This window comes from Terriglobia bacterium, assembly GCA_020072565.1.
Classification (GTDB): domain Bacteria; phylum Acidobacteriota; class UBA6911; order UBA6911; family UBA6911; genus JAFNAG01.
On sequence record JAIQGI010000004.1, the window covers coordinates 187,110 to 205,904 of the forward strand.

General features: G+C 58.5%; 15 protein-coding genes. 6 read left to right on the plus strand and 9 right to left on the minus strand.

All coding sequences use genetic code 11. The annotated features are described in order from the left end of the window. The first annotated feature begins 11 nt into the window (after positions 1-11). Positions 12-716: an ABC transporter ATP-binding protein gene (locus LAP85_03970; GenBank protein ID MBZ5495535.1), complete on the plus strand. Its 705-nt coding sequence runs from the start codon at positions 12-14 to the stop codon at positions 714-716. Between the two features lie 235 nt (positions 717-951). On the opposite strand, the gene LAP85_03975 is transcribed toward LAP85_03970, so the two are convergent. Next, positions 952-4,335: a TonB-dependent receptor gene (locus LAP85_03975; protein ID MBZ5495536.1), complete on the minus strand. Its 3,384-nt coding sequence runs from the start codon at positions 4,333-4,335 to the stop codon at positions 952-954. Between the two features lie 1,438 nt (positions 4,336-5,773). On the opposite strand from LAP85_03975, the gene LAP85_03980 reads away from it, so the two are divergent. Continuing rightward, entirely contained in the window at positions 5,774-5,959 is a 186-nt protein-coding gene (locus LAP85_03980; GenBank protein MBZ5495537.1) for a hypothetical protein, read from the plus strand. Between the two features lie 65 nt (positions 5,960-6,024). On the opposite strand, the gene LAP85_03985 is transcribed toward LAP85_03980, so the two are convergent. Both LAP85_03985 and LAP85_03990 read right to left on the minus strand, forming a co-directional pair. Beyond that, positions 6,025-6,945, minus strand: coding sequence for a universal stress protein (locus LAP85_03985; protein ID MBZ5495538.1), 921 nt, complete (start codon positions 6,943-6,945; stop codon positions 6,025-6,027). Between the two features lie 3 nt (positions 6,946-6,948). After that, the gene (locus LAP85_03990; GenBank protein MBZ5495539.1) at positions 6,949-8,256 is read right to left on the minus strand and encodes an Nramp family divalent metal transporter; all 1,308 of its coding nucleotides are present in this window, start codon (positions 8,254-8,256) and stop codon (positions 6,949-6,951) included. Positions 8,257-8,829: 573 nt separating this feature from the next. Here LAP85_03990 and LAP85_03995 point away from each other — a divergent pair. Together LAP85_03995 and LAP85_04000 are read left to right on the plus strand one after the other, a co-directional pair. Next, on the plus strand, positions 8,830-10,287 hold the full coding sequence (locus LAP85_03995) for a TonB family protein (GenBank protein ID MBZ5495540.1): 1,458 nt from the start codon (positions 8,830-8,832) through the stop codon (positions 10,285-10,287). 15 nt (positions 10,288-10,302) lie between these two features. After that, a complete protein-coding gene (locus LAP85_04000) occupies positions 10,303-10,545 on the plus strand; it encodes a hypothetical protein (GenBank protein ID MBZ5495541.1) in 243 nt (80 codons plus the stop codon). On the opposite strand, the gene LAP85_04005 is transcribed toward LAP85_04000, so the two are convergent. From LAP85_04005 to truA, 4 genes are all read right to left on the minus strand, one after another. Continuing rightward, on the minus strand, positions 10,542-11,465 hold the full coding sequence (locus LAP85_04005) for a hypothetical protein (GenBank protein ID MBZ5495542.1): 924 nt from the start codon (positions 11,463-11,465) through the stop codon (positions 10,542-10,544). The genes LAP85_04000 and LAP85_04005 overlap by 4 nt on opposite strands. Positions 11,466-11,642: 177 nt before the next feature. Beyond that, positions 11,643-13,100 (minus strand): aminoacyl-histidine dipeptidase, encoded by a 1,458-nt coding sequence (locus tag LAP85_04010; protein MBZ5495543.1) that lies wholly within the window; start codon positions 13,098-13,100, stop codon positions 11,643-11,645. Between the two features lie 137 nt (positions 13,101-13,237). Continuing rightward, the gene (locus LAP85_04015; GenBank protein MBZ5495544.1) at positions 13,238-15,217 is read right to left on the minus strand and encodes an oligopeptide transporter, OPT family; all 1,980 of its coding nucleotides are present in this window, start codon (positions 15,215-15,217) and stop codon (positions 13,238-13,240) included. 184 nt (positions 15,218-15,401) lie between these two features. Beyond that, the gene (truA, locus tag LAP85_04020; GenBank protein ID MBZ5495545.1) at positions 15,402-16,184 is read right to left on the minus strand and encodes a tRNA pseudouridine(38-40) synthase TruA; all 783 of its coding nucleotides are present in this window, start codon (positions 16,182-16,184) and stop codon (positions 15,402-15,404) included. 431 nt (positions 16,185-16,615) lie between these two features. Here truA and LAP85_04025 point away from each other — a divergent pair, with 431 nt between their 5' ends. Then, positions 16,616-17,308 carry a sensor domain-containing protein gene (locus tag LAP85_04025; GenBank protein ID MBZ5495546.1) on the plus strand — a complete coding sequence of 231 codons (693 nt, stop codon included), beginning with the start codon at positions 16,616-16,618 and terminating at the stop codon, positions 17,306-17,308. A 59-nt stretch (positions 17,309-17,367) separates the two neighbouring features. Here the strand turns inward: LAP85_04025 and LAP85_04030 are convergent, their stop codons facing one another. Both LAP85_04030 and LAP85_04035 read right to left on the minus strand, forming a co-directional pair. After that, positions 17,368-17,559: a hypothetical protein gene (locus tag LAP85_04030; GenBank protein MBZ5495547.1), complete on the minus strand. Its 192-nt coding sequence runs from the start codon at positions 17,557-17,559 to the stop codon at positions 17,368-17,370. A gap of 125 nt (positions 17,560-17,684) precedes the next feature. Then, positions 17,685-18,086: a response regulator transcription factor gene (locus LAP85_04035; GenBank protein ID MBZ5495548.1), complete on the minus strand. Its 402-nt coding sequence runs from the start codon at positions 18,084-18,086 to the stop codon at positions 17,685-17,687. A 432-nt stretch (positions 18,087-18,518) separates the two neighbouring features. On the opposite strand from LAP85_04035, the gene LAP85_04040 reads away from it, so the two are divergent. Then, on the plus strand, positions 18,519-18,722 hold the full coding sequence (locus LAP85_04040; protein ID MBZ5495549.1) for a cold shock domain-containing protein: 204 nt from the start codon (positions 18,519-18,521) through the stop codon (positions 18,720-18,722). Positions 18,723-18,795 lie beyond the last annotated feature (73 nt).

Consider the following 18,795-nt stretch of genomic DNA (forward strand, 5'->3'; position numbering starts at 1 on the left):
AAGGAGAAACGATGACTGAAGCGGATCATTCTCTCATTCACCTCGAGGGTGTTAAAAAGATCTTTTTCACCGAAGAAGTCGAAACTCACGCTCTGGCCGGAATTCATCTGGATATCCAGAAAGGCGAGTACGTCTCGATCTCCGGCCCTTCAGGCTGTGGAAAATCGACCCTGCTTTCGATCCTGGGCCTCCTGGATTCTCCCACCGATGGGATCTATCAGCTCGACGACAAGCCGGTGGAAAAGCTCAACGCCTCCGAGCGCGCCCGCATACGCAACCGGCAGATCGGGTTTGTCTTCCAGAGCTTCAACCTGATCGGCGATCTCACGGTCTTCGAGAACGTGGAACTGCCGCTGACCTATCGCGGCATGAAGTCCTCGGAACGCAAGACCCGCGTCAACGAGGCGCTCGAGAAGGTGGAAATGGCGCACCGCGCCAAACACCTGCCGAGCCAGTTGTCCGGGGGCCAGCAGCAGCGCGTCGCAGTGGCCCGCGCTCTGGTAGGCAGCCCCCTGATTCTGCTCGCCGACGAGCCGACAGGGAATCTCGACTCCAAGAATGGCGAGGCGGTCATGGAGCTGATGAGCAACCTCCACAAGGAGGGCGCAACCATTTGCATGGTGACCCATGACCCGCGCTATGCCCTGCACGCGGAGCGTACCATCCATCTCTTCGACGGCCGCGTGGTGGAAGAGGACGTCGCTGAGGCCAGCTGATAGAAGGCATCAGAAAAACACAAACCTGCATCTCTACCTGGCTTAGAACGCAGAGAAGAGTGTTTTGAAAACACTTCATTTCTCTGCGATCCCGGCGAACTCTGCATTGAGATTTTATGGCTGCGGCTAGGTCGCGCCGTGTCTTCCTTGCCCGTACCTGCAGGTACCTGCTGATCCAAAATAACAAGGGCTCCGATGAGAATCGGAGCCCTGGAAAGAAGTGGCGCCTTGAAGCTCAGAAGACGAACTTCAGGGCGAACTGGATGTTTCTTCGTTCGGCAGCGGTGCCCGTCAGCCCCTTGAGGGCGGGGACATAACTGTTACTGGATATATCCACCGACGTGATATCCGCATAGAGATTGGAGTGATTGAATACATTGTACATTTCGGCGCGGAACTGCAAGCTGGTTCCCTCCTTGGGCAGCTTGAAGTTCTTGTAAGCTCCCAGGTTGAAGTCCCAGGCGCCCGGTTGACGGAATATGTTGCGTCCGGACATGTTGGCAGGGTATGGGCCGAAATCCGAGTTTCCGGTGATGGGATTGGCATAGCTGCCCACACCGGCTGCTTCCGAGCTGAGGTCAAGGAACGTGAAGTTGTTCGGAATTCCAGCGACAGGCGCAGGATTGCTTGAGCCCGTAAGTGATATCGGGTTCACGAGAATCATCCGGTTGTAGATGTTATTGACGTTGGAGCCGTCAAAGATGGAGAACGGCGCGCCGGTATGTGCGGTGAAGATGGGTGCGAAGCTCCATCCTCTAAGGACCTGGGACGAGACGCCCTTCAGGCTCTTCCCGTACGGAAGGTCCCAAACGGCGCTGATGCTGACCCGATGCCGGATGTCGAAATCGGAATTGCCATAGTCAAGGGCCGGATTCTTGGAATCGGTCAAACCAAGGTTGAAGTCGTTGATGAGCTCGCTGAAAGTCGAGCTGAGGTTGTCCAGCGAGTGCGACCAGGTCCAGGAACCGCTGATCTGGAGCCCCTGCTTGAACAAGTCGCCGCTTCTTACCCCCAGAATCATCCCGTCGTAGTTGGAAAAACCATTGTCGGTGCGGAAGTTGATGTTCCCATACTGTGGATTTTCCCTGGCCAGAGGATCCGACATGCCCAGGAAAACCGCGCCCGATCCCTGCATGTTCAGGGGATTGACCGCGTAGAGTCCATGTCCTTTCGAGCCGGTGTACTCGAGGCTGACAACGGTCCCGCGGACGATCTCATGCTCCAATGACACATCCCAAAAGTGAGCATAGGCAGTCTCCATGTTTGGATCGACGGCCCGCAACGATACTAGCGGAAGGACCTTCGATCCGGTTGACCCGGAGAGGGGGCCGGCATTGCTGAGGGTGACCGGGAGGCTCCCTCCGACATCCACAGTGCTGAGCTGCAGCACCGCATAGTTCGGCGGATTCTGAATCACGTTGAAGGTCACATTGCCGAAGTTCCTTTCGTAGCTGATTCCATATCCGCCACGAAGACTGGTCTTGCCGTTGCCGAACACGTCCCAAGCCGCGCCGACGCGCGGGGCGAAGTTATCCAGATCCTTCTTCCACAGTCCGCCGGTCGGGCTGTTGGGCGCCAACTGCACGGACCCATTCGCGACCTGTTGATCGATGCTCGACCCGGAACCGAAGTAGAAATTCGAATCCTTGAAAGGATCCTTGTTATGCTGGACGCCGAAGTACTCCCAACGCACGCCGAAGTTCGCCGTGAATCGGGGAACGACGCGCCAGGAGTCCTGGGCATAAAGCGCGAAGTCGTGATACCGGTTGCTGCGGGTGAAATCGGGAGTGCCGACGGGCAACGAAACGGTCTGGCCGGGGAATTTCCCCTGCGGATCGATCGCCGCCGAGAATCTGAACAGCTGGCCGGTCAGGAGATTGTCCATCCCTTGGCTCAAGTTGGTGCCCAGCTGCTCGACCGGCTCCTGGTAGGCGCCGAATGCCCGGTTGTCGCGGATATAAATGTACTGTCCGCCGAAGCGGAAAGTGTGAACGCCCTTGGTCCAGCCCACATCCTCATACACTTGGCCGAGGTTTTGCGGTCCTCCGAAGGGGATGCCGCTGCCGGGGGTGAAGGGCAAGTATCCCGGCAAGGCCACATCGATGCCATTGATCTTGGAAGCCACGCTCCCGCTCGCCAGGAAGAGGGTAGGGGAGACCGGGGCCGTGCTCAACGGATCCAAGGATGTCAGCCGATTGTAGACTACCTTGGACTGCGAGACCAACTGCGGGGTGAAGGTGTGCGTGACCGAGAACAGCGCGTTCTGATTGAAATCAGTTTCACCGGTATCGTAGCCCTGATAGGGACTGAAGCTTTGGAAGCCGTTGAAAAAGTCGATACTCTGTAACGCATAACGGCCGTAGAGCGTAGTTTTGCTGCTCAGGTTGTAGTCGACGCGCGAAACTGTCTGGTATTGGTTTTGCGGGAATCCGCCGCCGGCATCGGTCGGTACCGGATAGTTCACGGTGGCCCAAACCGGTGTGGTGCCGGCAAGAGCCGCACAAGGACCTGATGGACCGCAGAGACCGGGGAGGTCGTTCTTGGTATAGATCCTTCCGTTGGGCTGGACTTTCAGGGCGCCCAAGGTTTGGAAGAACAGCTGCGTTTGCGGCGCTGCGGCTGCAAGGAGCTCAGGCGTCGGCACCAGGGCGGTTGACGTGGACCCGCTGCGCACCCGCATCCATTCCGTGCTGTTGAAGAAAAACAGCTTATCCTTCAGTACGGGTCCGCCGACCGAAAATCCGAACTGATTCCGGTCAAAGACGGGTCTGGGAATGCCCTTGGCGTTGTTGTCGAAGCCGTTGGAAGAGAGCTTCGAGACGCGGTTGAACTCGTAGGCAGAGCCGTGGAATTCGTTCGTCCCCGTTTTAGTGACCACGTTTACCACGCCCCCGCTCGCGCGTCCATACTCCGCGGTGAACGCGCTCGATACCACGCTGAATTCCTGTACCGAGTCGAGCGGCACGCGCTGTCCGACCGTTGCGAGAAAGGTGTCGTTGTTGTCGGCGCCGTCCAACAGAATATTGGTGCTCGCGTCACGCTGCCCATTGATGTTAAATCCGACCCCGCGGAAGGAGCCGTTGGCGACATCTCGCGGATCAATTGGAGTGATATTGCCCGCGATGGCGACGAGGTCGTAGGGGTCGCGCGTCAAAGTGGGGAGTTGAAGGATCTGTTTCGTGGTGATCACGTTCGACAGCGTCTGTGTCTCGGTGTCTACCTGCACAGCTGCTTCGCTGACCACCACGGTCGTCGGCGTGGCGCCGACCGTCAGGGTGAAATCAGTGGTGGCAACACTGCCGACTGCCAAGGTAAGCTGTCTGCTAATGGTGTTAAATCCCGTCAATGCCACAGTGACCGAGTAGGTTCCCGGCAGCAGGTTGGTTGCGACGTAGGTTCCGTCACCTGCGGTGACCGTTGTGCGCACTGCACTGGTGGCGATGTTTTTGATGGTCACGGCCGCACCCGGAACCACCGCCCCGCTCTGGTCCTTGACGGTTCCGACAATCCGGCCGGTTTCCTGCTGTGCCATGAGACTCCCGGCCAGCAGCAGCGCCACAAACAATGCGACCACAAAGGACCGCACGTTTACGGCAGCTTCTCTATTGGGTAAATCCATGTGCTTTTCCTCCTTCCAGGATACGTTGATGAATAAATCCAGATATGACCGAGGGCTGAATCGTATTTGAATTCCTCCTCTATATCTGGATATTCAAAAACGGGTATACAAAAATCCGGTCTCTCCGCATGACACACGGTTCGTTATGCATGACAATCAACTGAAATCACAAACTGGTTCCCGGCGAAATTGTTATGGCCTTTGAGGCATCAGTTACAGTTTTGTTCCCGCAACTGTTCTCCAAGATCGTCTCGCAGAATTCATAAATATCGAGGAATGAGAAAGGTCTTCCGACGGCCTGTCATACATTTGTTCGCAAATACATTCCTGTCCTTGCGCCGTGAAGGCCTGAGCAGAGAGTCCTCCAAGTATCTTGCCGCAAATATTCTCTTTTTGCAGCTGCCCGATATCAGGGCAATACCGGCGCAGTACACCTTGAAACAATCACTCGCGTGCACAATATCGAGAGCACTCCCCCTGTGCAAGAAGGACAAACCCTGAACAGACATGCCCGCGCGCCTCAGTTTGACTAGGATAAACCCTGGTATCTGGCTAGGGGAAATCCCTATTCGATTAAAGATATCCCTGATGGGTGTACTCCATCTGGCGCTTGAGTGACCACTATTGACTATATAAATGGACTCGTGCGCAGGCTTGTCTGTAAATATCGATCTATTTATTCCGCTCACTCTGTTGCCATCCTGTATCTATTCGTGCCGAATATTGGTGAACACTAATATATTCATGTGCCTCATGGATATACTCCTGATTGATAGACCGTTGTGCTGTAATGCAAAATGTGATCCATTAATCCATGCACGGGAAATGGAGCCAAATCTGGCGAGGAATAAAGGAGTTCTACAATTGCCCCCTGAAAGGCGCCCTCCGAAAGTGTTTGATTGGATGCAAGAATTTAGATACATCCGTTCAAAGATTTGAATGTCGCTGATTGGAAGCGTCAGCACTGGGAGGCAGAATTCGGAGATTATCGGGAGCGCAAACGAGCGATTGGCGGGAAATCGCGATGGATCTTTTCACCCTCCAATGCTGACTTCCTTTCCGGCGCGGACGCAGAAACTTGTCCAGGGCCGCATGGAGGATTTGGCGCCCGCGCTGGCACGCCCCGACAACAACGACCGCCTCTTGTTTTTTCAAGCGCTCGTGGTGCAAAAGGGCTTCAAGCCGGGTGACGCCGCCGATAGCGGGCGGTTGAAAGGATACCTGCTGGGCAGCCTGGTCCGTGTGCTCAAGGAGGCCGCCGGCTATGCAACGGTACTGGAATCGGCGCGGAAGCTCGGCGACGGGAGTGCGGAATTTGCTGAGCGATCGACACTGTTCCGAGACCGGGGGCTTTCTCTGGACACCTCTCTGGCTCCCAACTTCGCCGTGGAGGAATCGCTCAAGGCGATGAGGGATCAAAAGCTTCTGGAACCGAGATGTGTTCGAGCAGAGTCTAGCCCTCGCGAACGTCGAGCTCATGCTGCGGCCGGGCGGCTTCCTGCTCTCCAACAACGCGCTGCTGGAGCTTCCGATCTCCAAAATCCATTCGGTGGGCTATCTGACCACCGTTTACTCCGACCGTCCGGCGGACGGCGACAATCTCGTCTGGTATCGGCGTAATTAGATTTTGGATTGCGGATTTCGGAATTTAATCGCGGTCGGCATTCCGCAATCCAAAATCCAAGAATGTCAAGCCCCTGCTCCCATGCCTCTCTTGACCGGCACAAGGAGGAGCGGGCGTTTGGTTTGCGCCTGGACGCTTGCCGCCACGCTGTTGGTCCAGAAGGCTTCGTTTCCGGCTTTGCCGTGGGTGGCGAGCACGATGATGCTGGCGTCAAGAGAGTCGGCAGCCTCCACGATTGCCGGCGCCGTATCGCCGTGGCGGAGTTCGGCAGAGGCCGGCACCCCGGCCTTCTGGAGCCGGGATACCTGTCCGGTGAGGTAGGATTTGAGGTCTGTTTCCGCAATATCCAGAATTGCCTGCGTGGTGCCGGGCATGAATCGCCCCATGGTGGCGTCGCGGCCGGCCAGAGTTCCCATCGTCGGCACGACGGACAGCAACTGAAGCCGAGCGCCCGTGGCCCGGGCCAGTCCGAGCGCCACATCGAGTCCCTGCTCGTGCGCCCGCTCGCCATCGAGGGGTGCCAGGAGGCGCGTGACGGTGAAGGACGAATCCCGGCGATGCCCGTCCGGTCGTATCAGTAGTACGGGGGTATGACCGCCGGCTGCAACCTGCTGGGCGATGCTGCCAATGATGATCCTCCTGAGGCCTCCGCGGCCGTGCGTGCACATGACGATCAGATCGGGGGCGAACTCGCCCTGGTGCTCCACGATCGACTTCACGATATCGCCCGTGGCGGCCGCATGCACGTGCCAAACGACCGTCGATCCCGCCGGGCCGGCACTAGAGCTGATCTCTTTCAAGTAGACTTCGGCCTCCGTGCGGGTTCGCAGATGTCGCTCTCCATGGATTGTAGGGGGCGGGTTTTCTTCGACTGCGTGGACTAAGGTGACTTTTGCTCCGAGCGCGCCGGCGAGAAACCTGGCTGCGGGGAGAGCGGCCTCTGCGAGCTCGGATCCATCCAGTGGAACCAGGATATGCTTGAACATAAGTCAACCCCGGAATGCGGTTAAGTATAGAAGCAGAAAATTCAGCGCCACCACCAGCCCCGCAACCGCCCAGCCTGCCACGGAAGTCAGGCGGCGGTTCACCAGTTCGCCCATGAGGTCGCGCCGCTGCGAAAAGAGGATGAGCGGGACAAGGGCGAACGGCAGGCCGAAACTCAGGAACACCTGGCTGATTACCAGGGTCCGGGTCGGATCAAGTCCGAGCGAGATCACGATCATCGATGGCAGGATGGTTACCAGGCGACGCACCCAAATCGGGATGCGGCGCTCGATGAATCCCTGCATAATGACTTGGCCCGCCATGGTGCCGACGGTCGCGGATGCCAGCCCGGAAGCAAGAAGCGAGATTGCGAAGATCCAGCCGGCGGCGCGCCCCAGAAGGGGTTGCAGCGTGAGGTAGGCATCTTCGAGCGAAGCAACCTGGCCCAGAGCGTAGCGATGGAATGTCGCTGCCGCCATTACCAGCATGGCGGCATTTACGAATCCCGCAACCCCCATCGCGATCGTGACGTCGGCGACCTCGAACGCCAAAAGGCGCCGCCGCTGCCTCGGGTCGTGGACCCGGATGCGGCCCTGGGTGAGCGAGGAATGGAGAAAGACCACATGGGGCATGATGGTCGCCCCCAGGATGCCGGTCGCCAGCAGCACGCTCTCCGTCCCGGAGAATTGGGGCACAAAGGCATGGAAGGCCACCGCGTGCCAGTCGGGTCTGTAGAGGAAGGTTTCCAGGACATAGCAGCCGGCGATCACGCCCAGCATGGCGCTGATCACCGCCTCCAGGAGCCTGAACCCGCGCGCCTGGAGCGCCAGCACCAGGAGTGTGGCCAGGATCGTCGGAATGCCTGCAAGCCAGAGCGGCATGCCGAACAAGAGACTGAACCCCAACGCCGCCCCGAGAAACTCGGCGAGATCGGTTGCCATCGCCACCAGTTCCATCATGATCCACATCGCCCAAACGACGGGACGAGGGAAGTGAAGACGGCAAAGCTCTCCCAGATTGTACCCGGTGGCGATGCCGAGCTTGGCCGAAAGGGTTTGAACCAGGATGGCCATCAGGTTGCTGGCCACCACCACCCATAAAAGCGTATATCCGAACTTCGCGCCGCCTTCAATGTTGGTGGCGAAATTCCCCGGATCTACGTATGCGATGCTGGCGATGAAAGCGGGGCCGAGAAAGGGCCAGAGACGAGCCGGTCCCCGTTTGCGGCTCACCCCGGACAGGACCTGCCGGGCGGACGTAATGGTGAAAACGTCGCCATCCTTTACGTAGGTCTCGGTCACCGGTGGTTTCATATGAAAGTGCCGTGCAAGCAATGCCACAACAGCCCGCTGCCTTCCACTGCGGCGTTTTGCCGGCTGACCGAGCTGCCCGCCGCCCGGGTCTGTGAGTGGCCCACTGTTTCGAGCTTTGGTGGACCCGATGGCGGACCCTCTCTTGTACTTGTGATTTCGGCTACAGACATTGATTCGCCTGGCCTGAGCATATTCTGCCCCTGCCACTCCCTTGCAACTCCGCCTCTACAGCGATGGCAAAGCCTCGCTTTATCACAAAGATACCAGGATTCGATGGCTCAAAGAACTGTGACCTTCAGATTCATCGTTCCCGGGTGACGCGAACAATAGTGAAGTCTCTAAGTTATCAGCCGATAAATAAATAGCAGTAGCAAATCTTGGTGACGCTGGAGTTCTTCGCCGCCGCAGCCGGCAGTCGGTTTTGCATTCACCGGCGCGTTTTCGATCTGGTCTGCAGAAAGGCTGCGCCGGCGGCGCGAGACACGAGCGGCGGACTCAGCGGTCTCAAGAAGAAGAGGTGCGGATCTGCGGTACTTTTGACAACCTCGCCGAGGTGAAGTGGAGGTAAGGGGTATGGGCAGCGACGAGCGAAAAACCGAGGACCTCAAAACGCAGAGCGACAGCTACGAGGAGACGGTTCTGGAGTTCCTCGATCAGGAGATCGCCACTTCGACCGAGTCCACGGACGGGCTGAAGGACCAACAGGACGATGTGGAAGAGCTGGTGGGCAGCCTTTTAAAACAGGCCCTGACGGAGTCGGACGAACCTGCAGTCCGCAAAGGAGTGGGCCCGCAGGACCTGGACCTGCTCTTCTCAGACATGTTCAGCGGTTCCGACGCGGGTACACAACTCGAGTCCAGTAGCGCCCGGCCGGACGCGGATCCGAGATTTGGCCCAAAACTCGAGGGGAGCGGGTTATTGGACAAAGCGGGTGCACCTGCCCACCCGCAGGTACATGTTCCCCGGCAACCAGCCGCAGAAATGCCCCGGGTGGAAGCAGCCATTCCGAAGCAGGCGGTCTGGACCGAGACGGTGCGAAATCCTCTGCCATCGCCGTCTGTTCCGGAAACAGGCGAGGTGCCACTGAATTCCGATCGTGCAGTCGCGGAATCCAAGAAAGGCTCGACGGGACGAAACCTCCTCTTTTTCCGCTCTTCGCGAAGGCCGGCCTGGAGTGTGCAGATGATCGTTGTAGGTGCTGCATTCCTGTGCCTGCTGGCTGGCACTGGAATCACTTATTTTGTCGGTTTTAGACACCCGGCATCGACCCAGCCCAGCGCACCTCCTGCTCCTGCCCCAGCGACTCAAACGCTCCCGGCTCAGGTGGAAGTGATCATGCCACCCGCAGCAACGCCGGATCCGGGAACGAAAGCCACACCCGCTCGTACCCCCCGCCCCGCGACCGGCTCCAACACCCCGGCAGTTTCGAGCGCTGCGAATAACGGCACGAGTGCCGCGCCCCGCAAAGACGCGAATCCCGCGCCGGCGACACCGACAGCCAAGGCGAGCCCAGCACCGGCTGCAGCCACGCCCGTCGTCGCCCCTGAAAAGCCCGCCACCGCCGCTGTTGCTCCCGTCACCGAGAGCCCCGTCATTATTCCGCCGGAGCGCCCGGCTGAATACACGGTATCACCGCCGCCTGCGCAGACACTGGCGCCTCCGGCAGCGACCTTGACACCGCTCATTTCCAAGGCCGCTCCCAGCCTCGATGGCTTGACCCCTCCCAACAGGCCGGCGTTTCAGCCGGCATCGTTGCCGCGAACTGCGACCCCCGCGAGTGTGCTCACGCGGGTAATGCCGACATATCCTGACTTAGCCAGGAAAACGCGCACTACGGGCACGGTCGTCGTCGACGTGCTGATCGATGCTCAGGGGAAAGTAACCAAGGCTACTGCGGCGAGTGGTCCTGCTGTCCTGCGGCCTGAAGCCGTGGATGCAGTCTTAAGGTGGCGATTCAAGCCGGCCACCCTTGACGGTGTGAATGTAACCAGCTCGAGTCAAGTTACCATTGTCTTTAAGGAGCCGAAGTAGAAAGGTGGAACAACGATGTTGACAGACCAGCAAAAACAAAAATATGACATGGCACGACAGATGGCCAAGGATGAGCTGGATCAGCTCGATAGGGAAATCAATGCTGAGCTGGCCCGGGTCAAGGAGCGACTGCTGGAATTGCAGCAGGCCAAAAAAGCGGTCAAACAGATTTATGATGGCGCTTGCGCCCGTATGGGCATCAAGAGCGTGATCGAGATGAAAGATTTCAGCCTGAGGGATTTGGTGAAACAGGCTTAGGCTTCAGCAGGTCTGGGCTTCCATCTTTCCAGGCTTCTTTCGATGGCCGCCGTCCTCTCAGCAGGGGGCCATTTTTTAAGATTGGTAAAAGACTCGCAAAGCAAGTTGCAACAGAAAACGCCATCCCGCTCGATCCTTTCCAAGAGCAATGTTCTTCGGTGCACTTCCGGTTCCCGACCGACAAGGTCGATGACCGTGGCGAACAGGTCCTGCCAGTTGCCCTGGCTTATGTAACAGGCCCGGAGAATGAACGTCAGCACCCCTGCGCACAGCCTCTCGTCTTCCATGGCAGTCTTTATCAGCTTCCGGTTCAGCGAGTAGCCCGAGCACGGAAGACTGACAAGCTCCTTAGCTATCACCTCGGAATTGAGCAACCGGTCGAACGAAAATGCCTGCAGGAATTCGCCCGCGCGCAGGCATGCTACCGCTCTCTTTTCCAGTCCCTGCATATCGCCCGGCGCCAGCTCCGTCGCCCGGAGGGCCATTCCTGCCTGTTGCAGGGACTGGCGAAATTTCTCCATGAACAGCTGGAACTCCTTCTCGAAAATAGTGACCATGTTGCCGAAGTAGACCACAAAAGTCCGGGTCAGCTTGTTGATCTGCTCCATGACCGGCTCGAGGTCGGCATCGGAGTCCATCGGGCTGGAGAAGGACAGGTCGAAAGCGTCGAGCGCCTCGAACTGTCCCAGTTCCGCTACCGCGTCCAGCTTCGCGGTAAGGCGATCGTTGGAAAACTCCGTCCGGTCGTGCTGTTCATCGCGGACCAACTCTGCGAAAAATGCGGGATTTCCGACCAGGAGATCGACAACCTGCTCCTGGTCGAGGATATAGGGGATCTTGCGGGCCTCTTCAATGCACCGGCAAACGAGATTGCCGATCACCATGACCAGTTTTTGTCGGACCTCCTGCGAGGCTTGCATGGGCCAATCAATCCGGGGGGTTATTAGATTTCCGTCACTTCCGGAAAGCTGCGCCTCAAGGATAGTGGATTGTATTCCGGATCGCCACAGGAAATTGTGGAATCGGCACTGAGTTCCGGGCATTGATTGTTGAGCCGGTTGACCAGGCAGTCACTGCCCGGAACTCAGTGCTTCCAATCAGTTCACGTTCCTGAGGATCGCGAGCAGATAATTCCAGAATTTCTCCACGGTGTCGATGTAGATTTTCTCATCCGGGGAATGCACGCCCTGCAGCGTCGGCCCGAACGAGACCATATCCATACCCGGGAATTTCTCGCCGATGATGCCGCACTCCAATCCGGCATGGACCGCCTTTACCTCGGGCTCCTTGCCGTAGAGGGACCTGTAGGTTTCCTTGGCGATCTTCAAAATCTCAGAATCCAGATTGGGCTTCCAACCTGGGTAACCGTCCGAGGCCTCGACCTCCGCTCCGCCAAGGTCAAACACATTTGCGACCATCTGGCAGATCTCATCGATCTCCGATGCCACGGAGCTGCGCTGGCTCGTGGCCACGGCGAGGGCCTTCCTGCCGGTGGAGACTATGGCGACATTGGTCGAGGTTTGAACCAGGCCGGGGATGTCCGGACTCATCTTGATCACTCCGTGCGGCAGTGCCGAGATGGTCTTGCAGAGTTTTTTCTGAAGGGCGTTCCTGATGACCTTGCCTTTGCTTGCGCCCTTCAGCCCGGTGAGGCTGATCTCAAGGCCCGGTTCCACGGTGGCATATTCGGCCTTGATGGTGGCATTGCACTGGGACACGAGATGGGCCGCCTGTTCCCACGCCTTCTTGGGGATGAACAGTCTTGCATCCGCCTCGCGCGGGATCGCATTCCGCTTGTTGCCCCCCTCGAGGCTCGAAAGCCGGGCCCCGTAAGCAGAAAGGCCGATCAACACGCGATTGATGATCTTGAGGGCGTTGCCTCGGCCCTTGTCGATCTCCAACCCGGAATGGCCTCCGCGCAGCCCCGTCACTTTGAGCAGGGCTGCCGTTGCCTGCGCCGGAGCAGAGTCGAACTCGACCTTCCAGGTGCCGACCGTGTCTCGCCCTCCGGCGCAGCCGACATAGAGCTCGCCTTCCTCCTCGGAATCCAGATTCAACAGGATCTTGCTCTGCAGGAAGTCGCTGCTGATGTTCTTGGCTCCCGTGAGCCCTCTCTCTTCATCTACCGTGAAGAGAAACTCCAGCGGCCCGTGTTCCAGGGACTTGTCTTCCATGATGGCCAGGTTGGCGGCTATGGCAATGCCATTGTCGGCGCCGAGCGTCGTGCCGCTGGCCATGATCAAATTGTCTTTCCGCACGAGTTCAATCGGATCTTTCTCAAAGTTATGGACTTTGTCCTTGTTCTTCTCGCCCACCATGTCGAGATGGCCCTGCAGGACAACGCTGCGGGCGCTCTCGCGGCCGGGAGAGGCGGGCTTCCGTACCACCACGTTGCCCACCTCATCTACCTTGGCAGCAAGTCCGAGCCGCTTCGCGGTCGCGGCAACGTATTTGCTGATCTGCGCCTCATTGCCGGAGCAACGGGGAACGCGGGCAACCTCCTCGAAATATTTCCAGACCAGTTCAGGCTTCAGTCCCTCTGTAGCTCTAGCCATTATTGCCTCCTCAAGTCGATCTTACCGCGCAACAGCACCCAACCCTCACTGTATCGTTGCGCGCAACAATGAAAAACCTCCAAGGAACCACAAAACACACGAAGGAGTTCTATGTGTCTGGTGGTTTCGCTTCCGTTTTACATGATCGCGGTTGGCGGCGCCGGTTCCTCCGGCCTGCCGGCGTTGGCCAGCGGCACCTTGATCATGACGTAGATCAGGGCGACAGCCGCAATGATCATGCCGATCCAGTGGGGCGACTGAAAAACAGGTTCCGGGGTGCCGCGGTAGATGCCGGCAATCACGAGTCCGCAGAGCGCCTCGCCCGCGATGAGCCCGGATGCGACGAGGATGCCGGCGTTCTCCACGCGCGCCTTCTGGGCAACGTTGAGATTCCGGCGGTCGCGGAACTGGTCGGTGGCCCAACGGATGATGCCTCCCACAAAGATCGCGAACGTCGTCTCGACGGGCAGATACATGCCGACTGAAAACAGCATCGGACTGCGGACCTGGACCATGATCAGAGCGATTCCCATCAGGATGCCAACCACTACCAGCGGCCATGGCATGTCGCCACCGACAATTCCCTTGGAAAGCATGGCCATAAGTCCTGCCTGGGGCGCCGCCAATTGTGGGCTCCCGAAAGTATAGGCGCGATGGAGCAGCATCAGCACGTAGAACAATATCGGTGCCGAGACGATGACGCCGAAGATGTCGCCGATCTGCATCTTGGCGGGCGTGCCGCCCAGAATATGGCCCACCTTCAGATCCTGCAGCATCTCTCCAGCGACGGCCGACGAGACGCAGACCACCGCCGCAACTCCGAGCACGGCCGCTACACCTCCTGCCCCGGCAACGCCGAGGGCTACCATGAGCAGAGCCGCGACAACGAGCGTGCAGAGTGTGAGGCCGGAGACCGGGTTATTGGAAGAGCCGATCATGCCGACCAGGTTGCCCGAAACCGCTGCGAAGAAAAAGCCGAGGATCACCATCACCGCCGCGGCTCCGACGGCGCCGCCGATGATCTTCGTCGATGTCAGGTTGCCGGCGCCGGAGATGAAGTAGTAGTACAGGCCGATCATCGCGACAAACACCAGGGCCACACCGAGGAAGACGGCCTTCATGTTCAGGTCACGCTCATGGCGTTCCGTCGATTTGTGGACTTCAGCCGATTTCTTCAGGTCGCTTATCGCCCGCGCCATACCCACACCGAGCTGCTTGCGCATGCGGAAAAGCGTGAAGCAGGCGCCCACGAGCATGCCGCCGACGGCGATCGGGCGGACGATGGAGAAGTAGACTGCACCCGCAATCGTGCCCCACCCGACCTCGGAGCCGGCGGGCAAAGACGCCTGCAGAGAAGGACCGAGCATGTAGGTCAGCAGGGGAACCAGCAAACCCCAGGCGAGCAGGCCGCCGGCAAAATTCAGCGCCGCCAGGCGCGGGCCGATGATGTAGCCGACCCCGATGTAGGCGGGACTGATGGCCGGCGAATTGAACGTGCTCACCCCGCCGGTTGTGACCCTGGTGACGTTCGGGTTGAGGCTGGTGCGCAGCAGCAGGCTCTTGCCGAGCGCGCCGATGTTGATGGTGAACGTCCTTACGGGCGCGAAAATGTTGAACTGCCCGAGCGCGTTGATCAAGGCGCCAAAGCCCATGTTGGCGAACAGGATCTTCGCGGCCTTGGAACCCTGCTGGCCTGCCTTATGGATTTCTGAAGCCGCAACCGACTCGGGGAAGGGAAGCTCCGGGTCCTCCACCATGACGCGGCGGAGAAGGGTGACGAAAAGTATGCCGAGCAGGCCGCCGATGATCATGAGCGCGACCGATTGCCAGAACTTGTCCATGCCCAGTCCGGGCCAAAGGCCTGCAAGCACGAATCCCGGTATGGTGAAAGCGGCTCCGGCAGCGACGGACTCGCCGATTGAGCCGATGGTGCGTGCCATGTTCTCTTCCAGCAGCGATCCCTTCATCAGTCGCAAAAGCGACATGCCGATGACCGCTGCCGGGTAGGTCGCAGCGATCGTCATGCCTGCTTTCAGCCCCAGGTACGCGTTGGCAGCACCCAGGATGCCGGTCATGATAAGGCCGAGGATGATGGCCCTGAGGCTGAATTCCCTCATCTCCATGCTGGCCGGAACGTAGGGCCGGTATTCCGGCTTCGCTCCAGGCTGGGACAATCTGGTCTGCGTGCTCATGCGCGAGTCCTCCCGAAAGGATGAATTCTACGCCCAGTTCCTTATGGAACGGCCTAACTTAGCACACGAATTGCGCGAATGAAAGCGCTAGCGAACAAGGAGCCGCCCCTCAGGAATCAATGTGCATCACTGGTTGCAGGCTCTCCAGCCTGGCGTCCCCCGCGTAATAGACGCGCTCCAGAAACAGCCCGGACGCGGGCGCGGCCAATCGGGCGGGCTCGTCCGACTTGACGGCGAGAAAACGCGCGACCGCCTCGATGGAGAGCTTCCCCTTCCCGGCTTCCACCAGCACACCCACGATGCGGCGCACCATCTTCCAGAGAAAGTGGGAACCCTCGACCCGGATCAGGATCAGGTCGCCGGCTTCCCGCAGCTGCACCCGGTCGATCAACACCTTGAGCGATTTTTCCTCCGGATCGTCCGCGGCGAAGGATTGGCAGTTTTTCATGCCGACAAAGAGCGCCGCCGCACGGCGCATACCATCCACGTCCAGATCTTCCTTGACCCACCAGATCAGTTTCTTGCCGAAGGCAGTCCGCCTGCGGGAAATCTGATAGAGATAGCTGCGCCCGACGGCATGGTGGCGCGCATGGAAGCGGGGATGCGCGCGCTCGAGCGCCAGGATGTGAATGTCGGAGGGGAGTTCATCGTTGAGCCGGAGCCGGAGGATCTCAGGGGTAAGCGAAGTGTTCACATCGAGGTGAGCTGCCTGACGCAAGGCATGCACCCCGGCGTCGGTCCGCCCGGCACCGCAAAACTCAAATCCCGCACTGCCGGTAATCCTGGCCACCGCCGCCTGGATTTCGCCTTGAACGCTGCGCGCATTTTTCTGTATCTGCCAGCCGCTGTAGCGCGTGCCCTGGTATTCGATGTAAAGCCTGAACCTTGGCATGGGCCTCCCCCGCTTTGGATGCCGAGCAACGCATTTTCGGCCTGGATTAGCCCTAAATCAAAGTAAAATCTAGCGGCAGAGGGGCCTTGCCTCCTCCGGAAACCACCACGCCCACGAGCATGTTCTCGGGTGTTTCGTGTGTTTTGTGCTGCTTAAATACAAATCCTTGCCATTTAGGCAAGAAAAGCAAAAGATCAACGCGGAGGTCGCAGAGGTCGCGGAGAAAAGTCATGCAGAAGCGACAATCCTCTGCGGTCTCTGCGCCCTCTGCGTTGAGGCTGTAGGTTGCGGATATTCTCCGCCGTGCATTTCGCAATTGCTGTTGGGATGCGCGCTCGAACGGACTTGAACTTTCGGCTTTCCTTTCTCGTATTGCAGAGTGCAGGAAGCTGTGTTATTTCCTTGCACGCGGGTGAATGGGGGGAATCTCTATGGACGAAGATCGTTCGATGGGTGCCGGTAGACCTCTGGAGCGCTTCGATGACGGCGGTTTTTTCGGCGCGCTTGCCCGTAAGCAGTCGTATCTGAACATCGCGTATCACCTCCTGTCCTTTCCGCTCGGGATCTTCTATTTTGTTTTCCTCCTGGTCGGATTGTCTCTGGGCTTTGGCCTGTCCATCATCGGCATTGGCCTTCTTATCCTGCTGGTGATGCTGGTGGCGTTGCGCGGCCTCGCGGCCTGCGAGCGCCAACTCACCATCTGGGTGCTCGGCGCACACATACCTCCGCCAAATCCCGGCCCGGAGCCCTGGCAGCATCCGTTGAACGCCCTCAAGAAATATGTGACCGATTCCTACACCTGGAAGGCCCTGATCTACCTCCTGGTCAAGTTTCCGCTGGGCATCGCTGCGTTCGTTATCACTGTTTTCCTGACTTGTTCGACGGTGACCCTTCTTCTGGCTCCTTTCCTTTACCGGCATGTGCCCTACAATTTTTTCCACTGGCGCGTTACCAGGGCCGAAGAGGCGCTGGTCTGCCTGGCCGTCGGCCTGATACTGGGGCTGGTATCCGTCCATGTCATGAATGGCCTGGCAGCAGTTTGTCGAGCGTTTGCGACAGTGATGCTATCGGGTACGCCCGCGCGCCGAAGCCAGCTGCGGACCGGGCCCATTGTGATTCCCTGAAATTTGAAGCCCGGGGTGACAGGCGGGTGAGGAGGCGCGCTCAGGCACGGCCAAAGCCTCTAAGGCATCCCTTTGTCTTTTTGGGCGTGGGCCACGGTTTTAACGGCCAGAATGGCGAGGAAGCAGAGAACTCCTGCCCGCAGGATCCCGTCCAGAGCGAGGGCTCCAATCAGCGCGAGGATGGCATAGCAGGCCAACGCCAGGGCCAGTCGCCTGTTCTCCTTGTTCTCCAGGACGGTTATCTTCATCAATCCCGGGATTATACTCCCAAATGCTCTGCGGTCCCCGCGATCAAGGCGAACTCTGCGCTGAGGTTTTTTGAATGGCGGCTACGCGGTCAAGCGATTGGCTGGCGCACACCGGCAACCCGGGATGATCATGCCGTGGCTTGTGGCCTTCCTGAAGAGTCAAACAGCGTGTGGATCATGTGAATCAACGGCTTGGTGAGATTGTCCTTGGTAATGTAGCCATCGGCCCCCGCCGCTGAGGACATCGCCCGGTAGCCGGGCTGGTCATGAAAGGTGACGATGATGATGCGCGGGGCATGCGGCTGCTTTTTGATCCAGCTTGTTGCCTGCAGACCATTCATGCCTGGCATTGTCAGATCCATCAGAACCAGGTCCGGGTGCAGCCTGACTACCTGATCCACGGCGCCCTCGCCTGATGTGGCACTTCCCACGACGCTGAATTCCCTGTGCGCGGACAAATAGCCTGCCAACAGCTCCAAAAACCCGGCGCTGTCGTCAACCAGGAGCACCCGTATTTGTTCCGCCCGCATACCAATATTTTCCTTCATACTCACTACCCCGATCGGGCTTCTCGGTCAAGAGAGCCACATACACTCATTCACCATTGATAACCCAATCTTCGGCGCCGGCACAATCAGGAAAAGACCCCGACCAAGATAAAAAAACCCTCATGCTTCCGGTGACCCGCGAAATTCCTTCATCTTCGGCAAGATTTCTCCTGGCAAGGCTTGCGCACCATGACGACCTGCTCATTGAAAATTATTGAATCTTCACCATCATCTATGTATAGTCGACCCAACCCGATCAGGTGTTTGCCCCGCGTTACCGACGCCAGCCGCAGACTCTTGAACAGGGCGTGGCGTTTTCACGTCAGGATCCCGCGAATAAGCGCCAAATTGTGAATGGTAGGAGATCCGAAAACACCCTGCCGGCGCAGGAATAGCATTAATTTACGAGGAAAAATGAAAGAACAAGGCACAGTGAAGTGGTTCAACAACGAAAAAGGCTATGGGTTTATCAAACGCGCATCTGGCGATGACGTCTTCGTCCACCATTCCGCAATACAAGCTACAGGTTTTAAGTCGCTTAGTGAAGGTGACACGGTCGAATTCACGGTTGCGAAAGGCCCCAAAGGCCTCCAGGCCCAGGACGTGGTGAAGCTCTAAAGGGACACGTTCAGGGGCGAGGTTTCCCCCGCCGCAACACTGCTCCCTGCCGAGTCCAAATATCCAGAAATGA